The organism is Microbacterium sp. 05T445, assembly GCF_056395865.1.
In genome coordinates this window covers 367,235-384,243 of sequence record NZ_JBFTKJ010000002.1, presented here as the reverse complement: position 1 = coordinate 384,243, position 17,009 = coordinate 367,235, and the positions used below count along the sequence as shown (strand labels likewise).

Here is a 17,009-nt window from a genome sequence, read left to right as displayed (position 1 = left end):
CGCGGATGCCGTCACCCGGCCGCTGCGCGCACCCCCTGGCCGCCGTCGACGCGCGGGTGTACGGTGCGGCCAAGGCCACCGCTGACGGGGGCTTGCCATGGCGCGTCTCGACCACCTCCCACTCCGGTGCCGCGCCGGCATCCGGGTCGCGGCGGCGTGCGTGGCGATCGCTTGCCTGGCCGCCACGGGCTGCTCGGCCGCCGTACCGGAACGCCCGCCCGCCGACGCCATGCAGGACGACATCGCGACGGCGTTCGACAACGCGTACGGCGAAGGCGCCGTGCGCGCGATCATCGTGCAGCAGCACGGCGAGCCCGTGTACGAGCAGTACATCGACTCCACGGCCGACGACACCTGGGACGTGCGGGGCATCGCCCGCGCGGTGACCTCGACGCTCATCGGCATCGCGATCGATCGCGGTCTGATCCGTGGAGTCGATGCCACGCTCGGCGAACTCCTCCCCGGCTCGGCGGCGGTCCTCACCCCCGAGACGGCCGCGATCCCGCTGAGGGCGGCGCTCACCCACACCGCAGGCTTCCCCGGGCCGCCGTACGGCGCCGACCTCGAAACCGCTTCGGACTGGATCGCCGCGATCCTGCAGGACCGCGCCGCGCGAGGCCCGGGCGACGGCTCGTTCGACTCCTCCGACGTCGGCGCGCATGTGCTCGCGGCCGTCGTCGCGCAGGCCACGGGTCAGTCGCCCCTTCAGTTCGCCCGGGATGTGCTGTTCACGCCGCTCGGGATCGACGCGGACCCGCTGTGGGAGGAACGCCTGGGTCCGGGAGCCGAAGTGGGCGCGGTGCAGCAGTCCTTCGAGGAGGCGGGCGTGGCGTGGCTCGCCGATCCGCAGGGCATCAACCTCGGCTACACGCACCTGAGGCTGCATCCGCGGGACCTGCTGCGGATCGGTCAGCTGTTCCTCCGCGAGGGCGCCTGGGAGGGCGAGCAGGTCGTCTCCCCCTCGTGGGCGGTGGAGGCGACGACTCCGGTGGTCGCCTCACCCGGCTACGGCACGATCAGCTACGGCTACCAGTGGTGGGTGGACTCTCCACGCGGGGTGTTCTTCGCGGCCGGCCCCGGCACGACGGTGGTCGTCGACCGGCGTGCGGATGCCGTGGCGGTGATCGCGTCGGACGTCACCATCGACGACGAGTTCGCCAACCGGGCACTCACGTCGGCGACCGTCGTCGAACCCCCACCCGGTCGCTGAGCGAGCGAAGCGAGACGAAGCACCCCCACCCGGTCGCTGAGCGAGCGAAGCGAGACGAAGCACCCCCACCCGGTCGCTGAGCGAGCGAAGCGAGACGAAGCGCGCCCGTCCCGGTCGCTGAGCGAGCGAAGCGAGACGAAGCGCGTCGGTCAGGCGTCGTCCTTCGGCCAGTTCTCGGGGTTGATGCGGCTCGGCTGCACGCGTGGCGGCTCGCCGGGCATCTTCGGGAAGTCCGGCGGGAAGTTCAGTTCCCCGAGGCCGGCGTCGAGGTCGCGCTGCCACCACTGGAGCAGCGGGTCGATGCGTCCCGGCTTCTCCAGCAGCGCGGCCCACGGGTCGCCGACGTCGGCGAGGCGCTCGGGCACGGTGCGCACGGTGAAGGCGGTCGGATCGACGCCCGCCGCCAGCTCGTCCCATGTCAGCGGCGTGGAGACTGTCGCGGTCGGCAGCGCGCGCGGACTGTACGCGCCCGCCATGGTGCGGTCGCGGTTCGCCTGGTTGAAGTCGATGAAGATGCGCTCGCCGCGCTCCTCCTTCCACCAGTTCATCGTCACCTTGTCGGGCATGCGCCGCTCGAGTTCACGTCCGGCGGCGATGACCGCGTGCCGCACGTCGAGGAACTCCCACTCCGGCTCGATCGGGCAGAAGACGTGGATGCCGCGATTGCCGCTCGTCTTGAGGAATGCGGTCAGACCCGCCTCGGCGAGCACGTCGCGCATCGCGGGCGCGACGGCCGCGGCATCCGCGAAGTCGGTCCCCGGCTGCGGGTCGAGGTCGATGCGCAGCTCCACCGGGTTGTCGGTGTTCGCGGTGAGCGACGCCCAGGGGTGGAACACGATCGTGTTCATCTGCACGGCCCACACCGCCGCCGCGATCTCGGTGAGGACGATCTGCGGATGCCGCCGTCCGCTGTTGTAGGTGACGGTCTGCGCTTCGACGAACCCCGGTGCGCCCTTCGGCGGGTTCTTCGAGTAGAACCGCTCGCCGTCGACGCCCTCGGGGAACCGCTCGAGCGACACCGGCCGATCGCCGTTGGCGGCCAGGAACGGCGCCTGCACGGCGATGAGGTACTCGGCGAGCTCGTGCTTGGTGATGCCGAGCGCGGGCCAGATGACGCGGTCGGGGCTGGAGAGCCCGACCTCGCGGTCGCCGTGGGGACCGGGCACGGTGAGGGTGATGCGTTCCGACGCCATGGGTCTCACCCTAGGCGCGGGCGGCGACACGCGTCACCTGCCCGGGCGGCCCGGTCCCGGTCGTTGAGCGAGGGAGCGCAGCGCCCGCGGCCGGGTCCCTTGAGCAGCGGGCGCAGGGCCCGCGGCCGAGTCCCGGTCGTTGAGCAGGGGGCGCAGGGTCCGCGGCCGGGTCCCGGTCGTTGAGCAGGGGGCGCAGGGCCCGCGGCCGAGTCCCGGTCGTTGAGCGAGGGAGCGCAGCGACCGAGACGAAACGCGCCCCTGCCCGTGGCGCTTCGTCTCGCTGCGCTCGCTCAGCGACCGGGGTGCGCGGGAGGTCAGGCGATCCGCGCCTCAGTCGGCGAGTGCGAGCACCGGCGCGAGCTCGGCGCGGCTGAGCCGGATCCACGGCCCGGCAGGATCGACCACGAGTCCGGTGATGGCATCGTCGCTGCGGATCGCGCGGGCGAGCTGCGCGGCCGTGATCGGCGCGGCGTTGTCGCCGCGGCCCATGACCGCGACCTCGAGCGGGTGCGAGTACACCTCGATGAACCGCCGTCCGTCGGCATCCGTTCCCTCGGCGACGCCCGGTGTGCCGCCCTCGGCAGACCCGACCGCCACCCACAGCGGCACGCGCGTGAGGGCCTCGGCGATCCGGCCCGCGATGTCGTCGGTGCGCGGAGCGGCGAGCAGCGTCTTGACGGTGAACTCGGGGTCCGCCGCGTCGACCGCGCGCTGCAGCAACTCCTTCGGCAGCACGGCGCGGGACGGCGTCGAGGCGGGGTCGAGGATGATCCCGTCGTACGAGCTCGCGAAGACGTGCCGCAGCACCGTGAGCACGGGCTGGCCCATGGCCGAGGTGTCGGCGTCGCCGTCGGCACGGAGGCTCTGCTGCAGGGCCGCGCCGCCGGAGTACACCATGGCGAACGTGCGGTCGCCGGCGGTCGCGACGGCCAACGGCAGTCCCTTGCCCTCGGCGAGGAGCGTGCGGGCGTCGCCCTTGACCCGCAGGAACACATGACCCTGCATCAGCTGCCGAGCGACGTCGAGCAGCGCCTGCGACGCCGGGGCGTCGCCGACCCGGCCGAGCGCGTCGCGCAGCAGCACGTTGTCGCGCAGACCGGGGACCGTCTCGGTCTGCTCGGGGGCGGTCCGCATCCATTCGCGGGTGCCCAGGCGCGGGCGCGAGTCCGGCGCGGCGGCGACGGTCTCCTCCTCGTCGGCGGGCTGAGCGGCGGCGGGGGCGGCGCCGAGCCCGGCGAACGACGACACCGAGATGGAGACGGATGCCGCGGCATCCGTGTCTGCCTCTGCATCGGCCGTGGTCTCCGCCGGCGCGTCCGCCTCGCGGGCTGCGGGTTCGGCGGCGGGCGCGACGTCGGCGGCGCCTTCGGCGGGAGCCGTCGATTCGTCGCCGTGCGAAGGCTCGGACGCCGGCGTCTGGTCGCCGGGCTTCTTCGGGCGGCGCGAGAACAATGCCATTGTGCGAGCCTAACCCGCCGCCCGGCAGCGCACGCCCCTCCCTGCGGAGCCGCGCGGCCCCCTGCGATCACGGCAGAGCGGCGACCCCCGCCGCGATCACGCCGATGCCGACCGCGAGGAGGGATGCCGCCAGCACGACCGCCCCGACCCACAGCAGCGCGATCGCCCGGCCGGGGCGCTGCGGGTCGCGCCCCAGCACCGACAGGAAGAACCCGCCGGGGATGAGCAGTGCGCTGGCGAGCACGCCGACGGACGCCCATTGCCACGCCGGCGCGGCTCCCACCGCGGAGGTGAGCAGCAGGCTCACGAGCCCCAGCAGCACGAGCACGCCGGCGTGGGCGTGGCCGGCACGGAAGAACGTCTTCTGCAGTCCGTTAAACGGCAGTCCGCGCGAGGCGATCCGCAGCAGGAAGGTGCCGCCCGACATGATGCCGATGACGGTGAGGATCGTCGTCCCGGCGACGATCGTGAGGATCGGATCCATTCTGACCTCCGTTGGATAGTTTCGCTCTCCAATATTGGATAGCTATAGTATCCAATATCAAGACCAGGAGGGCGGGATGAAGATCTCGGAACTGTCGGAGCGCAGCGGCGTCCCCGTCGCGACGGTGAAGTTCTACATCCGCGAGGGCATGCTCCCCCGCGGCGAGGCCGTCTCGGCGACGCGCGCGGAGTATGGCGACGAGCATCTCGCCCGGCTGCGGCTCATCGCCGCACTCGCCGACGTGCGGGGGCTCCCGCTGTCGCGGGTCCGCGACATCCTCGCCCTCGTCGACGCCCCCGAGGACGACCCGATCGAGACTCTCGGCCGCGCGGTCGGCGCCCTCCCGCCCTACGTCGACGCCGACCGCGACGACTACCCCCGAGCCCGGGCCGCGATCGCCGCCCTGGGCCTGACGTACGACCCCGGGTTCACCGCCGTCCCACAGCTCGACGAGGCGCTGCGCGCGCTGGAGGCGGCGGGATTGGATGCCTCCCCCGCGGTCCTGCGCCGCTACGGCGACGCGATGCGGCTGGTCGCGGCCGACGAGCTCGCGCCGATGGCGGAGATGGCCGGCGCCGAGACCGTGACGTATGCGGTGCTGGGGACCGCGCTGTACGAGCCGGTGATGCTCGCGCTGCGCCGGCTCGCGCACCACCACCTCCTCGTGGAGGGAGCCACAGAGCCCGTTGCACCTGCCGCCGGGGAGACCTCGCCCGCCTGACCACTGCTCAGGCGAGCCGCCCCGACATGGCTGAGGTCGGCCCCGTCACGGCGACGGGACCGACCCACAGTTCGCGCGGTGCTACTTCGCCGGCACGGGTGCCGTCTTCGCCGACGTCTCCGTGACGCTCTGGTAGCCCGCGAGCGACCCCGTCACGGCCACCGTCAGGCGCGCACCCACCAGATCGGGAGTGATGCCCAGCGAGGCGGCCGTCGCGTTCGGGATCGGCACGTCATCCGCGAACCACTGATACGAGAACTGGGCGCCTTCGGTCCATCCGCGCGGATGCGCCTTCACCGTCTTGCCGATCCGCAGCGGACCGGTGATCTTCGGCGTCGACGACTCGAGCGGCGGGAGAGCCTCGGTGCCCAGCACCGCGTCGATGCCGGTGCGCTGCTCGGCATTGACCAGAGAGATGACGGTGGCCGAATCGTGGTCCGCCGCGCCATCCCACCACTCCGTGAAGAGGGTGCCGTCGATCTCCGCCGTGAACGACACGCGGTAGGAGCCCGCGGGCAACGAGGTCATCGACCATGCGCCGTTCGCATCGGTCTGCGCGCCGTCACCCCAGTCGCCGCCGTCGACCGAGACCGAGACGCCTTCGAGAGGGTTGCCCAGAGCATCGGTCACGACGCCCGACAGCGATGCCGAATAGGTCTCGAGCACCGACCCGTCGTCCACCGAGAGCGTGGCGTCGAGCGTGTCGACCGTCTGACCCGCGGCGACCACGACGTCGTTCGCCGAGGCGAAGTCCGGCGCGTTGTTCCACCACTCACTGAGGAACGCGCCGAGATCCACCGAGGCCCGGAAGACCACGCGGTAGCTGCCGGCGCCGACCCCCTTGAGGGCGTAAGCGCCGTCCGGACCGGTGTAGACGTTCCGAATCCAGGTGCCGTCGACATCACGCAGCGCGACCTCTGCATCGACGAGGGGCTCGCCGTCGCCATCGCGGACCACGCCCGACAGCTCCGCGCCCGGCGCGAGTCGCGGGCTGACATCCGTCGTGACCCCTCCGTTCTGGACGGAGATCACGGTCGCGTCGGCTTCGCCGATCGCGTCGTCCCACCACTCGCCGACGAGGTTGGACGCGGCGTTGGCGGTCTCGAAGTAGAGCTTGTATCGACCCGACGGGAGGCCGACGAGTGAGTAGGCCCCATCTGCGCCGGTGGCTGCCCCCGCGCCGGGCCCCAGGCCGTTCTCGGTGACCCGGTGCGCCCAGACGACGACATTCTCGACGGGCGATCCGGACTCATCCGTGACGACGCCGGTGATGCTCGCTCCGACCGCGAGCGCGCCGTCGACTGCGGCCGTCTTCCCTGCCGACACGGCGACGACCGCCGCCGACGCCGCATCTGCAGCGTCGTCGTACCACTCGCTGAGGAGCGGACCCGAAGCGGAGAAGAGCACCTTGTAGGCACCCGCGGCGAGGCCCGAGATCGTGTAGGCGCCGGATGCGTCAGTGGTCATCGATCTGACCCACTCGCCGGCGCCGTCGGATGTGGCACGGTAGACAGCGACGTAGACGTAGGAAGCCGGTGCGCCGGACTCGTCCGTCACGACGCCCGCGATCGCGCCGGCTCCGGCGAGCACGGCGTCGATTCCGGGCGTCTCCGCGCCCGCAGTGACCGCGACGACATCCGCCTCGGCCGCCGAGGGTGCATCATTCCACCACTCGCCGGCGACGGGGCCGCTGTCCGCCATCGGTGCGAACTCGACGCGGTAGTCGCCTGTACGCAGTCCGGCGACCCGGTAGAAGCCATTGCTGTCGGTGATCGTGTAGCCGCTCCCAGCCCCGCTCGCCGAGCCGGAGGCGCGGACCGAGACCTGCGGAACCGGGGCACCCGCCTCATCGACGACCGTGCCCGTGATGGTCCCGCCTGTCGCGAGGCTCGCGTCGACGCCGGTGATCGCGGCCCCGCTCGACACCGTGATCGTGGTCGCCGACATCAGGTCCGCGGCGTCCGACCACCACTCCGAAACGAGGTTCGTTATCAGGGCCTGCGCCCTGAATTCGATGCGGTACTCGCCGTCCGGCAGCCCCGACAGCTCGTACGCGCCGTCGTCGGCACCCACCGAGGCCCAGGGCCCCCACGTCCAGGAGTTCCGTTCGGCGTTGTATCGATACGAGGTGACCGTCACTCCGTTCGTCGACGCGCCCGACTCCGTCGTCACCACGCCCGAGATCGAGCCCGTCGGCTCCGGCGGCGGATCCGACTCGACTCCCCACGCTGGTTGCCCACCCATCAGGCCGGCCACGAGTGCGCCGGTGACGGCGAACGTCGACCACATTCGCGCAGCGGCACGTGCGAACGGCGCGCGCGGGGAGGGAGCTGTCATAGATCCTTCTTTCTCTCGGTACGGTCCGGTGCGCTTCCGCCCGACCCGACCGGAGTGCGCCACCGCGAAGACGAATCCTCCGGATGGGCGCCGACATCGCCGGGCCCGGCGGCGGACTCCCGGAGGGCGCGCACCGTCTGCACCGCTCATTGTGCGAGCACGCGTGATCCTGACCACCCAGGATCACGATTCCGTAACACCACCACGGAAAAGTCCAGGCATTGGAGATTCCACGTCTCAAACCGCACCCTCAGTGTGCTTACGCTGAGCGCTCACGCCTGAAGGACCTCGAGTGACCGATCCCCCCGACCCGACGGCGACGCTCGAGTCGCTGTTCGAAACGCACTACCCGTCGTTGGTGCGTTTCGTGTTCCGGCGGATCGGCGATCGCCAGCTGTCCGAGGACCTCGCCGCGGAGTGCTACGTGCGGGCGCTCCGGCAGCAGCATCGCACTGAGATCAACGCGGGGTGGCTGTACGGCACGGCGCGCAACCTGATCGGCGACACGTACCGCCGTCGCGAGCGCGAGCAGCGACTGCTGCACGCCCTGTCCACGACGATCACCGCCGAGACGGAGACCGAACAGTCACCACTGGTCGGTGCGCTCGGCGAGCTCAACGCCCACGACCGCGAGCTGCTCGTGATGCTGCACGTCGACGGCCTGTCGTCCGCAGACGTCGCGACGGCCCTCGGCCTCTCCCCGTCGACGGTGTGGAAGCGCAGCAGCCGCGCCAGAGAGCGCTTGCGCGGCATCCTCACCCGCAATGGCCACGCGCCGCACGGAGGAGGTGTGATCTCCCTTGAAGTGGACTGACGAACACCTCGCCGCGGAGCTTCGCCGCCTCGACCCGGCCCAGCACCTCACCGACGACGCGATCGACATCGCCCGCGGGCGTGCGATCCTCGACGCCGCAGCAGCGACCTCCCGGGCCACCCGGCCACGCCCCCGCGTGCCGCGACGCGCCATCGCCTTCGCCTCGGTCGCCGCCGCGATCGTCGCCGTCGTGGCGATCACGGTTTCGCTGGTGTCCACGCCGACGCCGTCGTACGCCGCGACTCCGCCGATGCTGCAGATCACCCCGGCCGACCAGCCGGAACCGGGCGACGCCGCACGGCTCCTCACGGACCTGGCCGAAGGGCTGCGCGCATCGGACGAGCCCGACCCGGCACCGCCCGGCCAGCCGCAGGTGATCAACATGCAGTCCTGGGGACTCGTGACGACCGTCGGCGCCGAGGGCGAGGACGTGCCCCCGCCCTACGTGGCACCGGAGAACATGACGCTCACGCGATACCCGGACGGCGCCTGGTCGCAGGTCGTCGTCGCAGGTTCGCCGTACGACACGCAGGGAAAGCCCGTCGACGATCCGGCTGCGCCCGCGCCGGGCACCGAGCTGTGGCGCATCGACGAGGCCGCCGGCGAGCACTACTACCTCTTCCCCGATCCGATCCCCGAGGATCCCGACGAGCTGCGGCAACTGATGCTCGACATCGGGTTCGCCGACGAGTCGTCGCCCAACGAGTGGCTGTCACTCGTCGACGGCCTGCTCATGGAACGCGTGCTCCGCCCGAAGGAGGAGGCTGCGGTGCTCGACGTGCTGGCAGGACTCGATCTCGACTACGCCGGCACGACGACCGACAGGCTCGGTCGCGACGCGTACGTCTTCGAGACGCCGCCGAGCGACGTCGATCTGGTCGACCGGGTCCTGGTGTCCCCCGACGGTCACATCGTCGCGATGGAGACCGTGTGGGTCGGCCACGACCGCACGGACATCCCCTCCCCGTCCGTCGTCTCATACCAGGCGTTCGAAAGCAGGAAGCCATGACGCGCACGTCCCGCGCCCTGATCGGGCTTTCCCTCCTCGTCGGCGCGCTCACCGTCGGTGCCGCCCCGGCATCGGCCGCGTCGGACCCGCTGCAGGAGCGCGTGGATGCCGTCATCGCCGAGTTCGGCGGCACCCAGACCGCATCCAACGAGGTGTCGTGGGAAGACGGTGCCGTCGTGCTCACCCTGGCCTCGGACGGTGTCGCGCTTCGCGCCGTCGGCAGCTGCGCGACAGGTGCCTTCTGCGCCTATTCCGGTTTCGGCTACAGCGGCAACAGGCTCACCTTCATCGGGTGCACGACCGGCAACTCCGTCGCCGCACTCGGCACCGTCCGGTCGATCGCGAACGCCCGCACCTCCGGGACAGTCCGCGCCTACGACGGCTCGGCCCTCATCGCGACCCTCGCGCCGGGCACAGGCCGCACGTCCGTTCCCGCCGGCATCGACAAGCTCAACTGCTCCTGACGAACGCGGCGTCCGGGGTCAGCGCCCGCAGCGTTTTGTAGAAGTTCGACGAGTCTCCCCCGCGCTGGCCACCCGTTCATGTTTGCGTTCTCATTCGTCCAAATGTTTACGTTGACATTTCTTCACGGGCGCCCATAGCCTGGCGTCTCCGGCAGCCGGGCCCCCGCCGTCCCCAGACGAATCGCGGCGCAAGCCGTCCGGCAGAACAGAGAGGTTCACAGAATGCAACGTCGTGCCCCACGGCTCGCGGTCGGACTCGCGACCGCAGCCCTCGTGGCCGGGATCGCCAGTCCCGCTTACGCCACGACCACCGCTGACGACTCGATCACGGCACTCACCGGACAGCAGCTGGCCGACTCGTGGACGGCACCGCTCAGCACCGTCGGCCGCTACATCGTCGACGCCGACGGCGACCGGTTCAAGCTGAAGTCCGGCAACTGGGACGGCGCCCAGGGCCACTGGACCGGCAGTGGCGACAAGAACGATCCGGCCAACCACAACAGCGGCATCAGCTACGACATCCCGATGGGGCTCGACCGCGCGCCGATGGCGACCCTGATGAGCGACTTCCACGAACTCGGGCTCAACAGCATCCGCCTGTCGTATTCGAACGAGATGCTCGGGATGACCGCCCCGGTGCCAGACGTCGCGGTGGCGGCGAACCCGCAGCTGCGCGGCAAGACCCCGCTGCAGGTGTTCGATGCGGTCGTCGAGGCGCTCACCGCCGATGGGTTCGCGGTGATCCTCAACAACCACACCACCACCTCCCGCTGGTGCTGCGGCGCCGACGACGGCAATTCCAAGTGGTACAGCAGCCAGACCACCGAGAAGTGGATCAGCGATTGGGTCATGCTGACCGAGCGCTACGAGAACAACCCGCGCGTGGTCGGCATGGACCTGCGCAACGAGGTGCGCCGCGACATCTGGAACGACCCGAACTGGGGCATGGGCGACGGCAACGACCTCTACCAGGCGTACCAGAAGGCCGGAATCGCCATCCAGCAGGCCAACCCCGCCGTGCTCGTCATCATGGAGGGCATCAACTGGCAGGGCGTCCCGCTCGACGGCATCTTCCACGACCGGCCGACCCTGAAGCCCGTCGCGAACCTCTCCAACGCCCTCCCGTACACGAACAAGCTCGTCTACGCGGCCCACATCTACTCCTACACCGGACCCAAGCACACGGGAGCGACGGGACTCGGCGAGACGCACGACCCCCGCTACCGCGACCTCAGCCAGAGCGAGCTCGTGGCCGAGGTGAACCGGGCCGCCGCGTACGTCAACACGGCCGGACAGCACTACACCGCGCCCGTGTGGTTCAGTGAGTTCGGCATCGGCCACGCCGCCGACACCGGCGCCCTCGACAAGGCATGGTGGACGAACTTCACCGACATCCTCATCGCGAACGACAGCGACTTCGCCGCGTGGCCCCTCGTGACGCGAGCCGATGCTGCCGGCAACTTCGCCGACGGCTACTCGCTCCTGGCGTACAAGCCCGACGGCACGAAGCTCAGCATCGCCGACGACTGGCGCTTCCCGCAGTGGACGAAGCTCGTCAACGCGACCGGCAAGACCGGTCAGGTGGCCTCCGTGCCGCGCTGGAACATGATCGGCAGCGGCAGCTTCGTCGACAGCCAGTCCTCGATGACGATGCTGCAGCGGCCCGACTGGTCACCGGGCCAGTGGAAGGGCTCGTGCCCCGACAGCCAGCGCCTGCAGGGCATCGCGCGGAGCACGAACCGCGGGCTGTGCACCGACATCGGCGGCATCACCACCTCGAACCCGCGCGTGCAGAGCGGCGAGGGCAACATCACCACCGATTGGGCCTCGGGCTACGGCAAGCTGCAGTGCAACCCCGGTGAGGTCGCGGTCGGCTACAGCCTGGGCACGGGCGGCGGCACCAAGGCGGCGATGTGGAACCTGCTGTGCGCGACGAGCACGACGCCGCTGCCCGCGAGCCAGGGCCGCGTGATCTGGTTCGACAACGGCGACAACCGTCCGTCCGGCGGCGGCTCGACCGCGAGCGACTGGGCCCCGGGCAACTACAAGGGCCAGTGCAAGGACAACGAGTACATCGCCGGCGTGGCGTTCACCTATCGCTGGAACCACGGCGGCGTGCCTGACGCGCTGCTGTGCAAGCCGCTCTCCTGAGCGGTCCTTGACGAGGGGCCGGGTCGCCGTGGGCGGCCCGGCCCTTCGTCGAGCGGCGACCGCTCGCTCGCGCGTCAGCGCTGGAAGCGGATGCCGCCGCCCGGCGTCAGAGCTTCTCGATCGGCGCGATCTTGATCAGCAGCTTCTTGGGCCCGGCGCTGTCGAAGCGCACGTGGGCCACGCGCTTGGCGCCCTCGCCGGTGACGGCGTCCACGCGTCCCTCGCCGAAGTCGTCGTGGCGGATGCGGTCGCCGGGCACGAGTTCGAGGTCGCCGTTGTCGCGCACCTTCGAGGGGATCTTGTTCGCGAACCGGTCGATCGACCCGCTGGGCTCGCGGCGTGCGAGCGGAACCAGGTCGTCGCCGTAACGCTTGCCCGAGCCGCCGTAGCCGGACCCCGAGCCCCGCCGCGCGTTGAGCGCGCGGGACTGCGTGCCGCCGCGGGAGTTCACGTCGCCCGGCGACTGGCGCCAGTGCAGCAGCTCGACGGGGATCTCCTGCAGGAAGCGGCTCGGCATCGCGACCGACACCTCGCCGAACTGGGCGCGGGTCATCGCGAGCGACAGGTACAGGCGCTGGCGGGCGCGCGTGATCCCGACGTAGAACAGCCGGCGCTCCTCCTGCGGGCCGCCCGGCTCGCCCGCCGAGATGCGGTGCGGGATGAGGTCCTCCTCGACGCCGGTGAGGAACACCGCGTCGTACTCGAGGCCCTTGGCGGTGTGCAGCGTCATGAGCGACACCGAGCCCGACGCGTCTTCGAGGTCGTCGGCATCCGACACCAGCGCGACCTCGGTGAGGAAGTCGAGGAGCGTGCCGTCGGGGTTGTTGCGCGCGAACTCTCGGGCGACCGCCACCATCTCATCGAGGTTCTCGATGCGGGCCTCGTCCTGCGGGTCCTTGCTGGCCCGCAGCGCGTCGTAGTAGCCGCTCTTGTTCAGCAGCAGCGAGAGCCCTTCGGCGACCGCGGTCGGCGGGGCGAGCTCGCCCGACGCCGGCAGCATGAGCTCGGACGCCTCGGCCAGCACCGCGTCCAGGTGCGCGATCGCGGCCTGGATCTTGGGGCCCACACCGAGAGCCGACGAGTTCGCGAGGGCGTCGCGGAAGGTGATCTGCTGGTCCTCGGCGTAGCGGGAGATGGTCTCGATCGTGACGTCGCCGATGCCGCGCCGCGGCCTGTTGATGATGCGGCGCATCGCCATCTCGTCGGCGGGGTTCGCGACGGCGACGAGGTAGGCCAGGGCGTCCTTGATCTCGGCGCGCTCGTAGAACTTGGTGCCGCCCATGATCTTGTACGGCAGGGCCGAGCGGATGAAGATCTCCTCCAGCGCACGCGACTGCGAGTTGGTGCGGTAGAAGACGGCCATCTGCGAGTAGTCGACGCCGCCGCGGCGCAGCGCCTCGATCTCGTCGGCGACGAACTGCGCCTCGTCGTGCTGCGAGTAGCCGGTGAAGCCGATGATCTTCTCGCCCTCGCCGACGTCGGTCCACAGCCGCTTGTCCTTGCGGTCGAAGTTGTGGCCGATGACGGCGTTGGCCGCCGAGAGGATGTTCTGCGTCGAGCGGTAGTTTTGTTCGAGCAGCACCACCTTGGCGCCCGGGAAGTCCTTCTCGAACTCGCTGATGTTGCGGATGTCGGCGCCGCGGAACGCGTAGATCGACTGGTCCGAGTCGCCCACGACGGTGAGCGACGCGCCCTCCTCTTCACCGGTCCCTGAGCCCGACGAAGGGGGCTCGAAGATCATCATGCCGCCCGAACCCGCCAGCGGCGCGGCATCCGATCCCGGCGGCCTCGTCAGCTCGTGGATGAGCGCGTACTGCGCGTGGTTGGTGTCCTGGTACTCGTCGACGAGCACGTGCCGGAACCGGCGGCGGTACACGTCGGCCACCTGCGGGAACGCCCGGAACAGGAACACCGTCTGCGCGATGAGGTCGTCGAAGTCGAACGCGTTCGCCTTCTGCAGCTCGCGCTGGTACGCCCCGAACAGCTCGACGAACACGCGTTCGGCGGGGTCGCTCATGTTGGCGGTGCGCGCGTAGGACTCGGCATCCGCCAGCTCGTTCTTCAGGCGCGAGATCTTCGACTGCGTCGCCGCGGGGGTGAGCCCGAACGCGTCGGCCTCGTGCTCCTTGACCAGGCGCTTGATGAGCGCGCGCGAGTCGCCGGAGTCGTAGATCGTGAACGACTTCGTGAACCCGAACTGCTCGGCCTCGCGGCGCAGGATCCGCACGCAGGCGGAGTGGAACGTCGAGATCCACATGCCGCGCGCGGAATCGCCCACGAGGTGCTCGACGCGCTCGCGCATCTCGCCGGCGGCCTTGTTCGTGAACGTGATCGCGAGGATCTGGCTCGGCCACGCCTCGCGATTGCGCAGCAGCGACGCGATACGCCGGGTCAGCACGCTCGTCTTGCCGGAGCCGGCGCCCGCGACGATGAGCAGCGCCTGACCGCGGTACGTGACGGCCTCGCGCTGCTGCGGGTTGAGCCCCTCGAGCAGGTCGTCGTCGGGGCGCGCGCCGGCGAACGGCGCAGCGGTTCCGTCGAGGACGATCGGACGAACGGATGCCGCGCCCGGCGCGGCCGCGGAGGCATCGGTCATAACCCTCCAAGTCTAGGCGCGCACGCCGACACCCACCTGACGCCACCGGCCAGGGGAACCGCCCCGCCCCTCACGGGAGGCGGGATGCCGCCGCGCGCAGCCGTCGCATCGCCGGCGGCAGCACGTCGAGCTGCTTCGCCGCCTCGTCGCGCGCCCGAGCACCGATCATGTCGTAGGCGTCGGACGCCTCGCCGGCGCGCCCGGCGAGCGCGCCCTCGCGGCGCACCTGCTGCGCGAGGAGCAGGGCGTCGCGGTGCGCGCCCAGTGCGTCGTGCAGATCGTCCCCGGCGGCCGCGAGCGCCGCGACCTGCTTCACGAACAGTCCCGGCGCCGCTTCGGCGACGGCCTCCGCCACGTACCTCATGCGGCGGGCGGCCTTGCGCAGGTCGTGATACCGCTCCTCACCGCCGTCGAGCCGCGACTGGGCGTTCTCGACGCGCCGTGCCTGTGCCGACAGCACGGCGCCCAGCACGTCCGCGGCAGGGCGTTCGGGCTCGACGACGATCGCGGCATCCCCGAACTCGCGGAGCATGCGCACCCGCTCCACCGCCCGCGGGATGCGCGCGAGCTCGACGAGCCGCTGGTGCGCGACGGCGTAGGCCTCGCGCTCGCCGGCCACCAGCCGGCGCACGACGGCGGGATCGTCGACGCCGGCGACGGCGAGGGTCTCTTCGGCGACGGCGGCGCGCACCTCGATGTCGCGCACGACACCGAGCTCACGCCCCCATTCGGCGTACGCGACCCTGACGCGGTCGGCTCCTCGGCGGTCGAGCGCATCGCGGAAGCCGCCGAGCACGCTGCGCAGCCGTCGCACCCGCACCCGGTGCTGATGCACGCCGTCCGGCTCGTCGGCGAGCGCGGCGGGCAGGGTCGCCTCGACCTCGTCCACGACCTGCCTCACGACCGCTGCGAGCACCTCGCCGAGCGTGGGGGTCTTCCGCGACCTGCGCACGTCCCGAGCCTAGGCATGCCGCCTCCGGCGCGCGATCCCCGGGCCGGGCGGGCTCACAGCCGCGCGTTGGGATGATGGAGGCATGCGCACCCTCCTCAACATCATCTGGCTCGTGCTGTCGGGCTTCTGGATGTTCCTCGGCTACCTTCTGGCGGGCGTGCTGCTGTGCATCCTGATCTTCACGATCCCGTGGGGTATCGCCTCGTTCCGCATCGGCATGTACGCGCTGTGGCCGTTCGGGCGCACCATCGTCGACAAGCCCACCTCGGGCGTGGGATCGTTCCTCGGCAACGTCATCTGGGTGATCCTCGCCGGCTGGTGGCTGGCGATCGGCCACATCGTCACCGGCGTCGCGCTGTGCATCACGATCATCGGCATCCCGCTGGGCATCGCGAGCTTCAAGCTGGTGCCGATCTCGCTCATGCCGCTCGGCAAGGACATCGTCCCGACCGACCAGGTGCGCGTCGCCGCGTGAGACGACGATGACGGTCCCCACGACCCCTCCGGCCGCGTGGGCCCGACCGTCGGGTCGCGGCATCCGTCATCGCGCCGTCAGCCGACGCGGGTGAAGATCACACCCCGGTAGCCGTCGGCGCTCCAGCGCACGAGCTGATCGAGCCCCTCGGGCAGGACCGGCAGCTCGTGGGTATCGACCCACGTCTCCCCGGCGTCGACGTTGATCCACGGGTCCTCGACGATCACGGCATCGCCGACGACCGCGTGGGCGACGATCCAGTGCGGACCCGCCTCACCGTGCATCGGCGCCTCGTCGATGAGCAGCAGCGCCCGCTCGCCCGCGCCGACGCGTGCGGCGATCTCGGCCACGTCGACCCGGTCGCGACGGACCGGGATGCCGCGCTCCTCCGCCTGGCGCAGCGAATCCTGCTGCAGCACCTCGCGGAACGACCGGTCGAAGCCCGTGTACTCCTCGACGAGCGCCGGGCCGTCCAGGTCGAGCGCGACCTCGACGGGGGCGTGGGCGAGGTGGTCGTGGAGCGCGACGGCAAGGCCCACGGGCTCGCACGCGGGGTAGTTGCTCGCGCGACGCCACAGGCCGACCTCGACGTCGCGGTCGCCGTCGTCTCCGGCGAACCCGCCGGCCGTCGCGCCCTCCGAGGCGATGAGCGCCGCGACGGCGCCGCACGTGAACAGCGTCGTCTGCGCGTAGTAGCCGGGCTCGGCGTGCACGCTCGGGGCGAGCCACAGGACGTAACCGTCGACGTGCTCCGTGCCCACCGCCGCCCACGGCCGGCGCATCGGGGCGAACCCGCGCTCGGCCGCGACCGCCGGGAGCTCTGCGCCGCCGGGAGCCTGCCACTTGACGGCGACGTCGCCACGGGCGCGCGCCTGTTCGAGGACGTGGTCGATCAGGCCCTCGGCTGCCGCCTCGTCGCGCCACCACAGATCGACGATCTTCGTCGCCGCGGTGGCGGGGCGGGCGCTGGTGAGCACCGCCGCCGCCGGCGCCCCGTCGGCGTCGCGCGCGACGTGCGCGGCGGGGCGATATGCATCGCGCGGCATACGCCAGCCCTCGAGCCGCGAGCCGGCGACCCCGCCGGCCTCGAGCTCGTCGGCGATGTCGACCGGTGTTGCATCGTCGACGCTGAGCGCAGTGGGCAT

The 17,009-nt window shown here is 71.2% G+C and carries 14 protein-coding genes; 7 read left to right on the top strand and 7 right to left on the bottom strand.

Going from position 1 to position 17,009, the window contains the following annotated elements:
- Positions 1 to 160 precede the first annotated feature (160 nt).
- Positions 161 to 1,210 carry a serine hydrolase domain-containing protein gene (locus AC1DDU_RS11290; RefSeq protein ID WP_477434103.1) on the top strand — a complete coding sequence of 350 codons (1,050 nt, stop codon included), beginning with the start codon at positions 161 to 163 and terminating at the stop codon, positions 1,208 to 1,210.
- A 149-nt stretch (positions 1,211 to 1,359) separates the two neighbouring features.
- Here AC1DDU_RS11290 and ligD read toward each other — a convergent pair whose 3' ends face one another.
- From ligD to AC1DDU_RS11275, 3 genes are all read right to left on the bottom strand, one after another.
- A complete protein-coding gene (ligD, locus tag AC1DDU_RS11285) occupies positions 1,360 to 2,403 on the bottom strand; it encodes a non-homologous end-joining DNA ligase (protein ID WP_477434101.1) in 1,044 nt (347 codons plus the stop codon).
- 330 nt (positions 2,404 to 2,733) lie between these two features.
- Positions 2,734 to 3,861 carry an SseB family protein gene (locus AC1DDU_RS11280; protein WP_477434099.1) on the bottom strand — a complete coding sequence of 376 codons (1,128 nt, stop codon included), beginning with the start codon at positions 3,859 to 3,861 and terminating at the stop codon, positions 2,734 to 2,736.
- Positions 3,862 to 3,928: 67 nt separating this feature from the next.
- A complete protein-coding gene (locus tag AC1DDU_RS11275; RefSeq protein WP_477434097.1) occupies positions 3,929 to 4,345 on the bottom strand; it encodes a hypothetical protein in 417 nt (138 codons plus the stop codon).
- Positions 4,346 to 4,421: 76 nt separating this feature from the next.
- Here AC1DDU_RS11275 and AC1DDU_RS11270 point away from each other — a divergent pair, with 76 nt between their 5' ends.
- On the top strand, positions 4,422 to 5,066 hold the full coding sequence (locus AC1DDU_RS11270) for a MerR family transcriptional regulator (protein ID WP_477434095.1): 645 nt from the start codon (positions 4,422 to 4,424) through the stop codon (positions 5,064 to 5,066).
- Positions 5,067 to 5,147: 81 nt separating this feature from the next.
- Here the strand turns inward: AC1DDU_RS11270 and AC1DDU_RS11265 are convergent, their stop codons facing one another.
- On the bottom strand, positions 5,148 to 7,403 hold the full coding sequence (locus AC1DDU_RS11265; protein ID WP_477434093.1) for an MSCRAMM family protein: 2,256 nt from the start codon (positions 7,401 to 7,403) through the stop codon (positions 5,148 to 5,150).
- A gap of 292 nt (positions 7,404 to 7,695) precedes the next feature.
- Here AC1DDU_RS11265 and AC1DDU_RS11260 point away from each other — a divergent pair, with 292 nt between their 5' ends.
- The 4 genes from AC1DDU_RS11260 to AC1DDU_RS11245 all read left to right on the top strand — a co-directional run bounded on the left by AC1DDU_RS11260 (position 7,696) and on the right by AC1DDU_RS11245 (position 11,841).
- The gene (locus AC1DDU_RS11260; protein ID WP_477434091.1) at positions 7,696 to 8,217 is read left to right on the top strand and encodes an RNA polymerase sigma factor; all 522 of its coding nucleotides are present in this window, start codon (positions 7,696 to 7,698) and stop codon (positions 8,215 to 8,217) included.
- Positions 8,204 to 9,226: a hypothetical protein gene (locus tag AC1DDU_RS11255; RefSeq protein ID WP_477434089.1), complete on the top strand. Its 1,023-nt coding sequence runs from the start codon at positions 8,204 to 8,206 to the stop codon at positions 9,224 to 9,226. Before AC1DDU_RS11260 ends, AC1DDU_RS11255 begins: the two co-directional genes overlap by 14 nt.
- Entirely contained in the window at positions 9,223 to 9,690 is a 468-nt protein-coding gene (locus AC1DDU_RS11250) for a peptidase inhibitor family I36 protein (protein ID WP_477434087.1), read from the top strand. Before AC1DDU_RS11255 ends, AC1DDU_RS11250 begins: the two co-directional genes overlap by 4 nt.
- 222 nt (positions 9,691 to 9,912) lie before the next feature.
- Entirely contained in the window at positions 9,913 to 11,841 is a 1,929-nt protein-coding gene (locus AC1DDU_RS11245; protein WP_477434085.1) for a glycoside hydrolase family 5 protein, read from the top strand.
- A 106-nt stretch (positions 11,842 to 11,947) separates the two neighbouring features.
- Here AC1DDU_RS11245 and AC1DDU_RS11240 read toward each other — a convergent pair whose 3' ends face one another.
- Together AC1DDU_RS11240 and AC1DDU_RS11235 are read right to left on the bottom strand one after the other, a co-directional pair.
- On the bottom strand, positions 11,948 to 14,437 hold the full coding sequence (locus AC1DDU_RS11240; protein ID WP_477434083.1) for an ATP-dependent helicase: 2,490 nt from the start codon (positions 14,435 to 14,437) through the stop codon (positions 11,948 to 11,950).
- Positions 14,438 to 14,507: 70 nt separating this feature from the next.
- On the bottom strand, positions 14,508 to 15,389 hold the full coding sequence (locus AC1DDU_RS11235) for a CHAD domain-containing protein (protein WP_477434081.1): 882 nt from the start codon (positions 15,387 to 15,389) through the stop codon (positions 14,508 to 14,510).
- Positions 15,390 to 15,471: 82 nt separating this feature from the next.
- Between AC1DDU_RS11235 and AC1DDU_RS11230 the strand changes: the two genes are divergently transcribed.
- A complete protein-coding gene (locus AC1DDU_RS11230) occupies positions 15,472 to 15,864 on the top strand; it encodes a YccF domain-containing protein (RefSeq protein ID WP_477434079.1) in 393 nt (130 codons plus the stop codon).
- A gap of 77 nt (positions 15,865 to 15,941) precedes the next feature.
- Here AC1DDU_RS11230 and AC1DDU_RS11225 read toward each other — a convergent pair whose 3' ends face one another.
- Positions 15,942 to 17,009, bottom strand: coding sequence for a peptidase C39 family protein (locus AC1DDU_RS11225; RefSeq protein ID WP_477434077.1), 1,068 nt, complete (start codon positions 17,007 to 17,009; stop codon positions 15,942 to 15,944).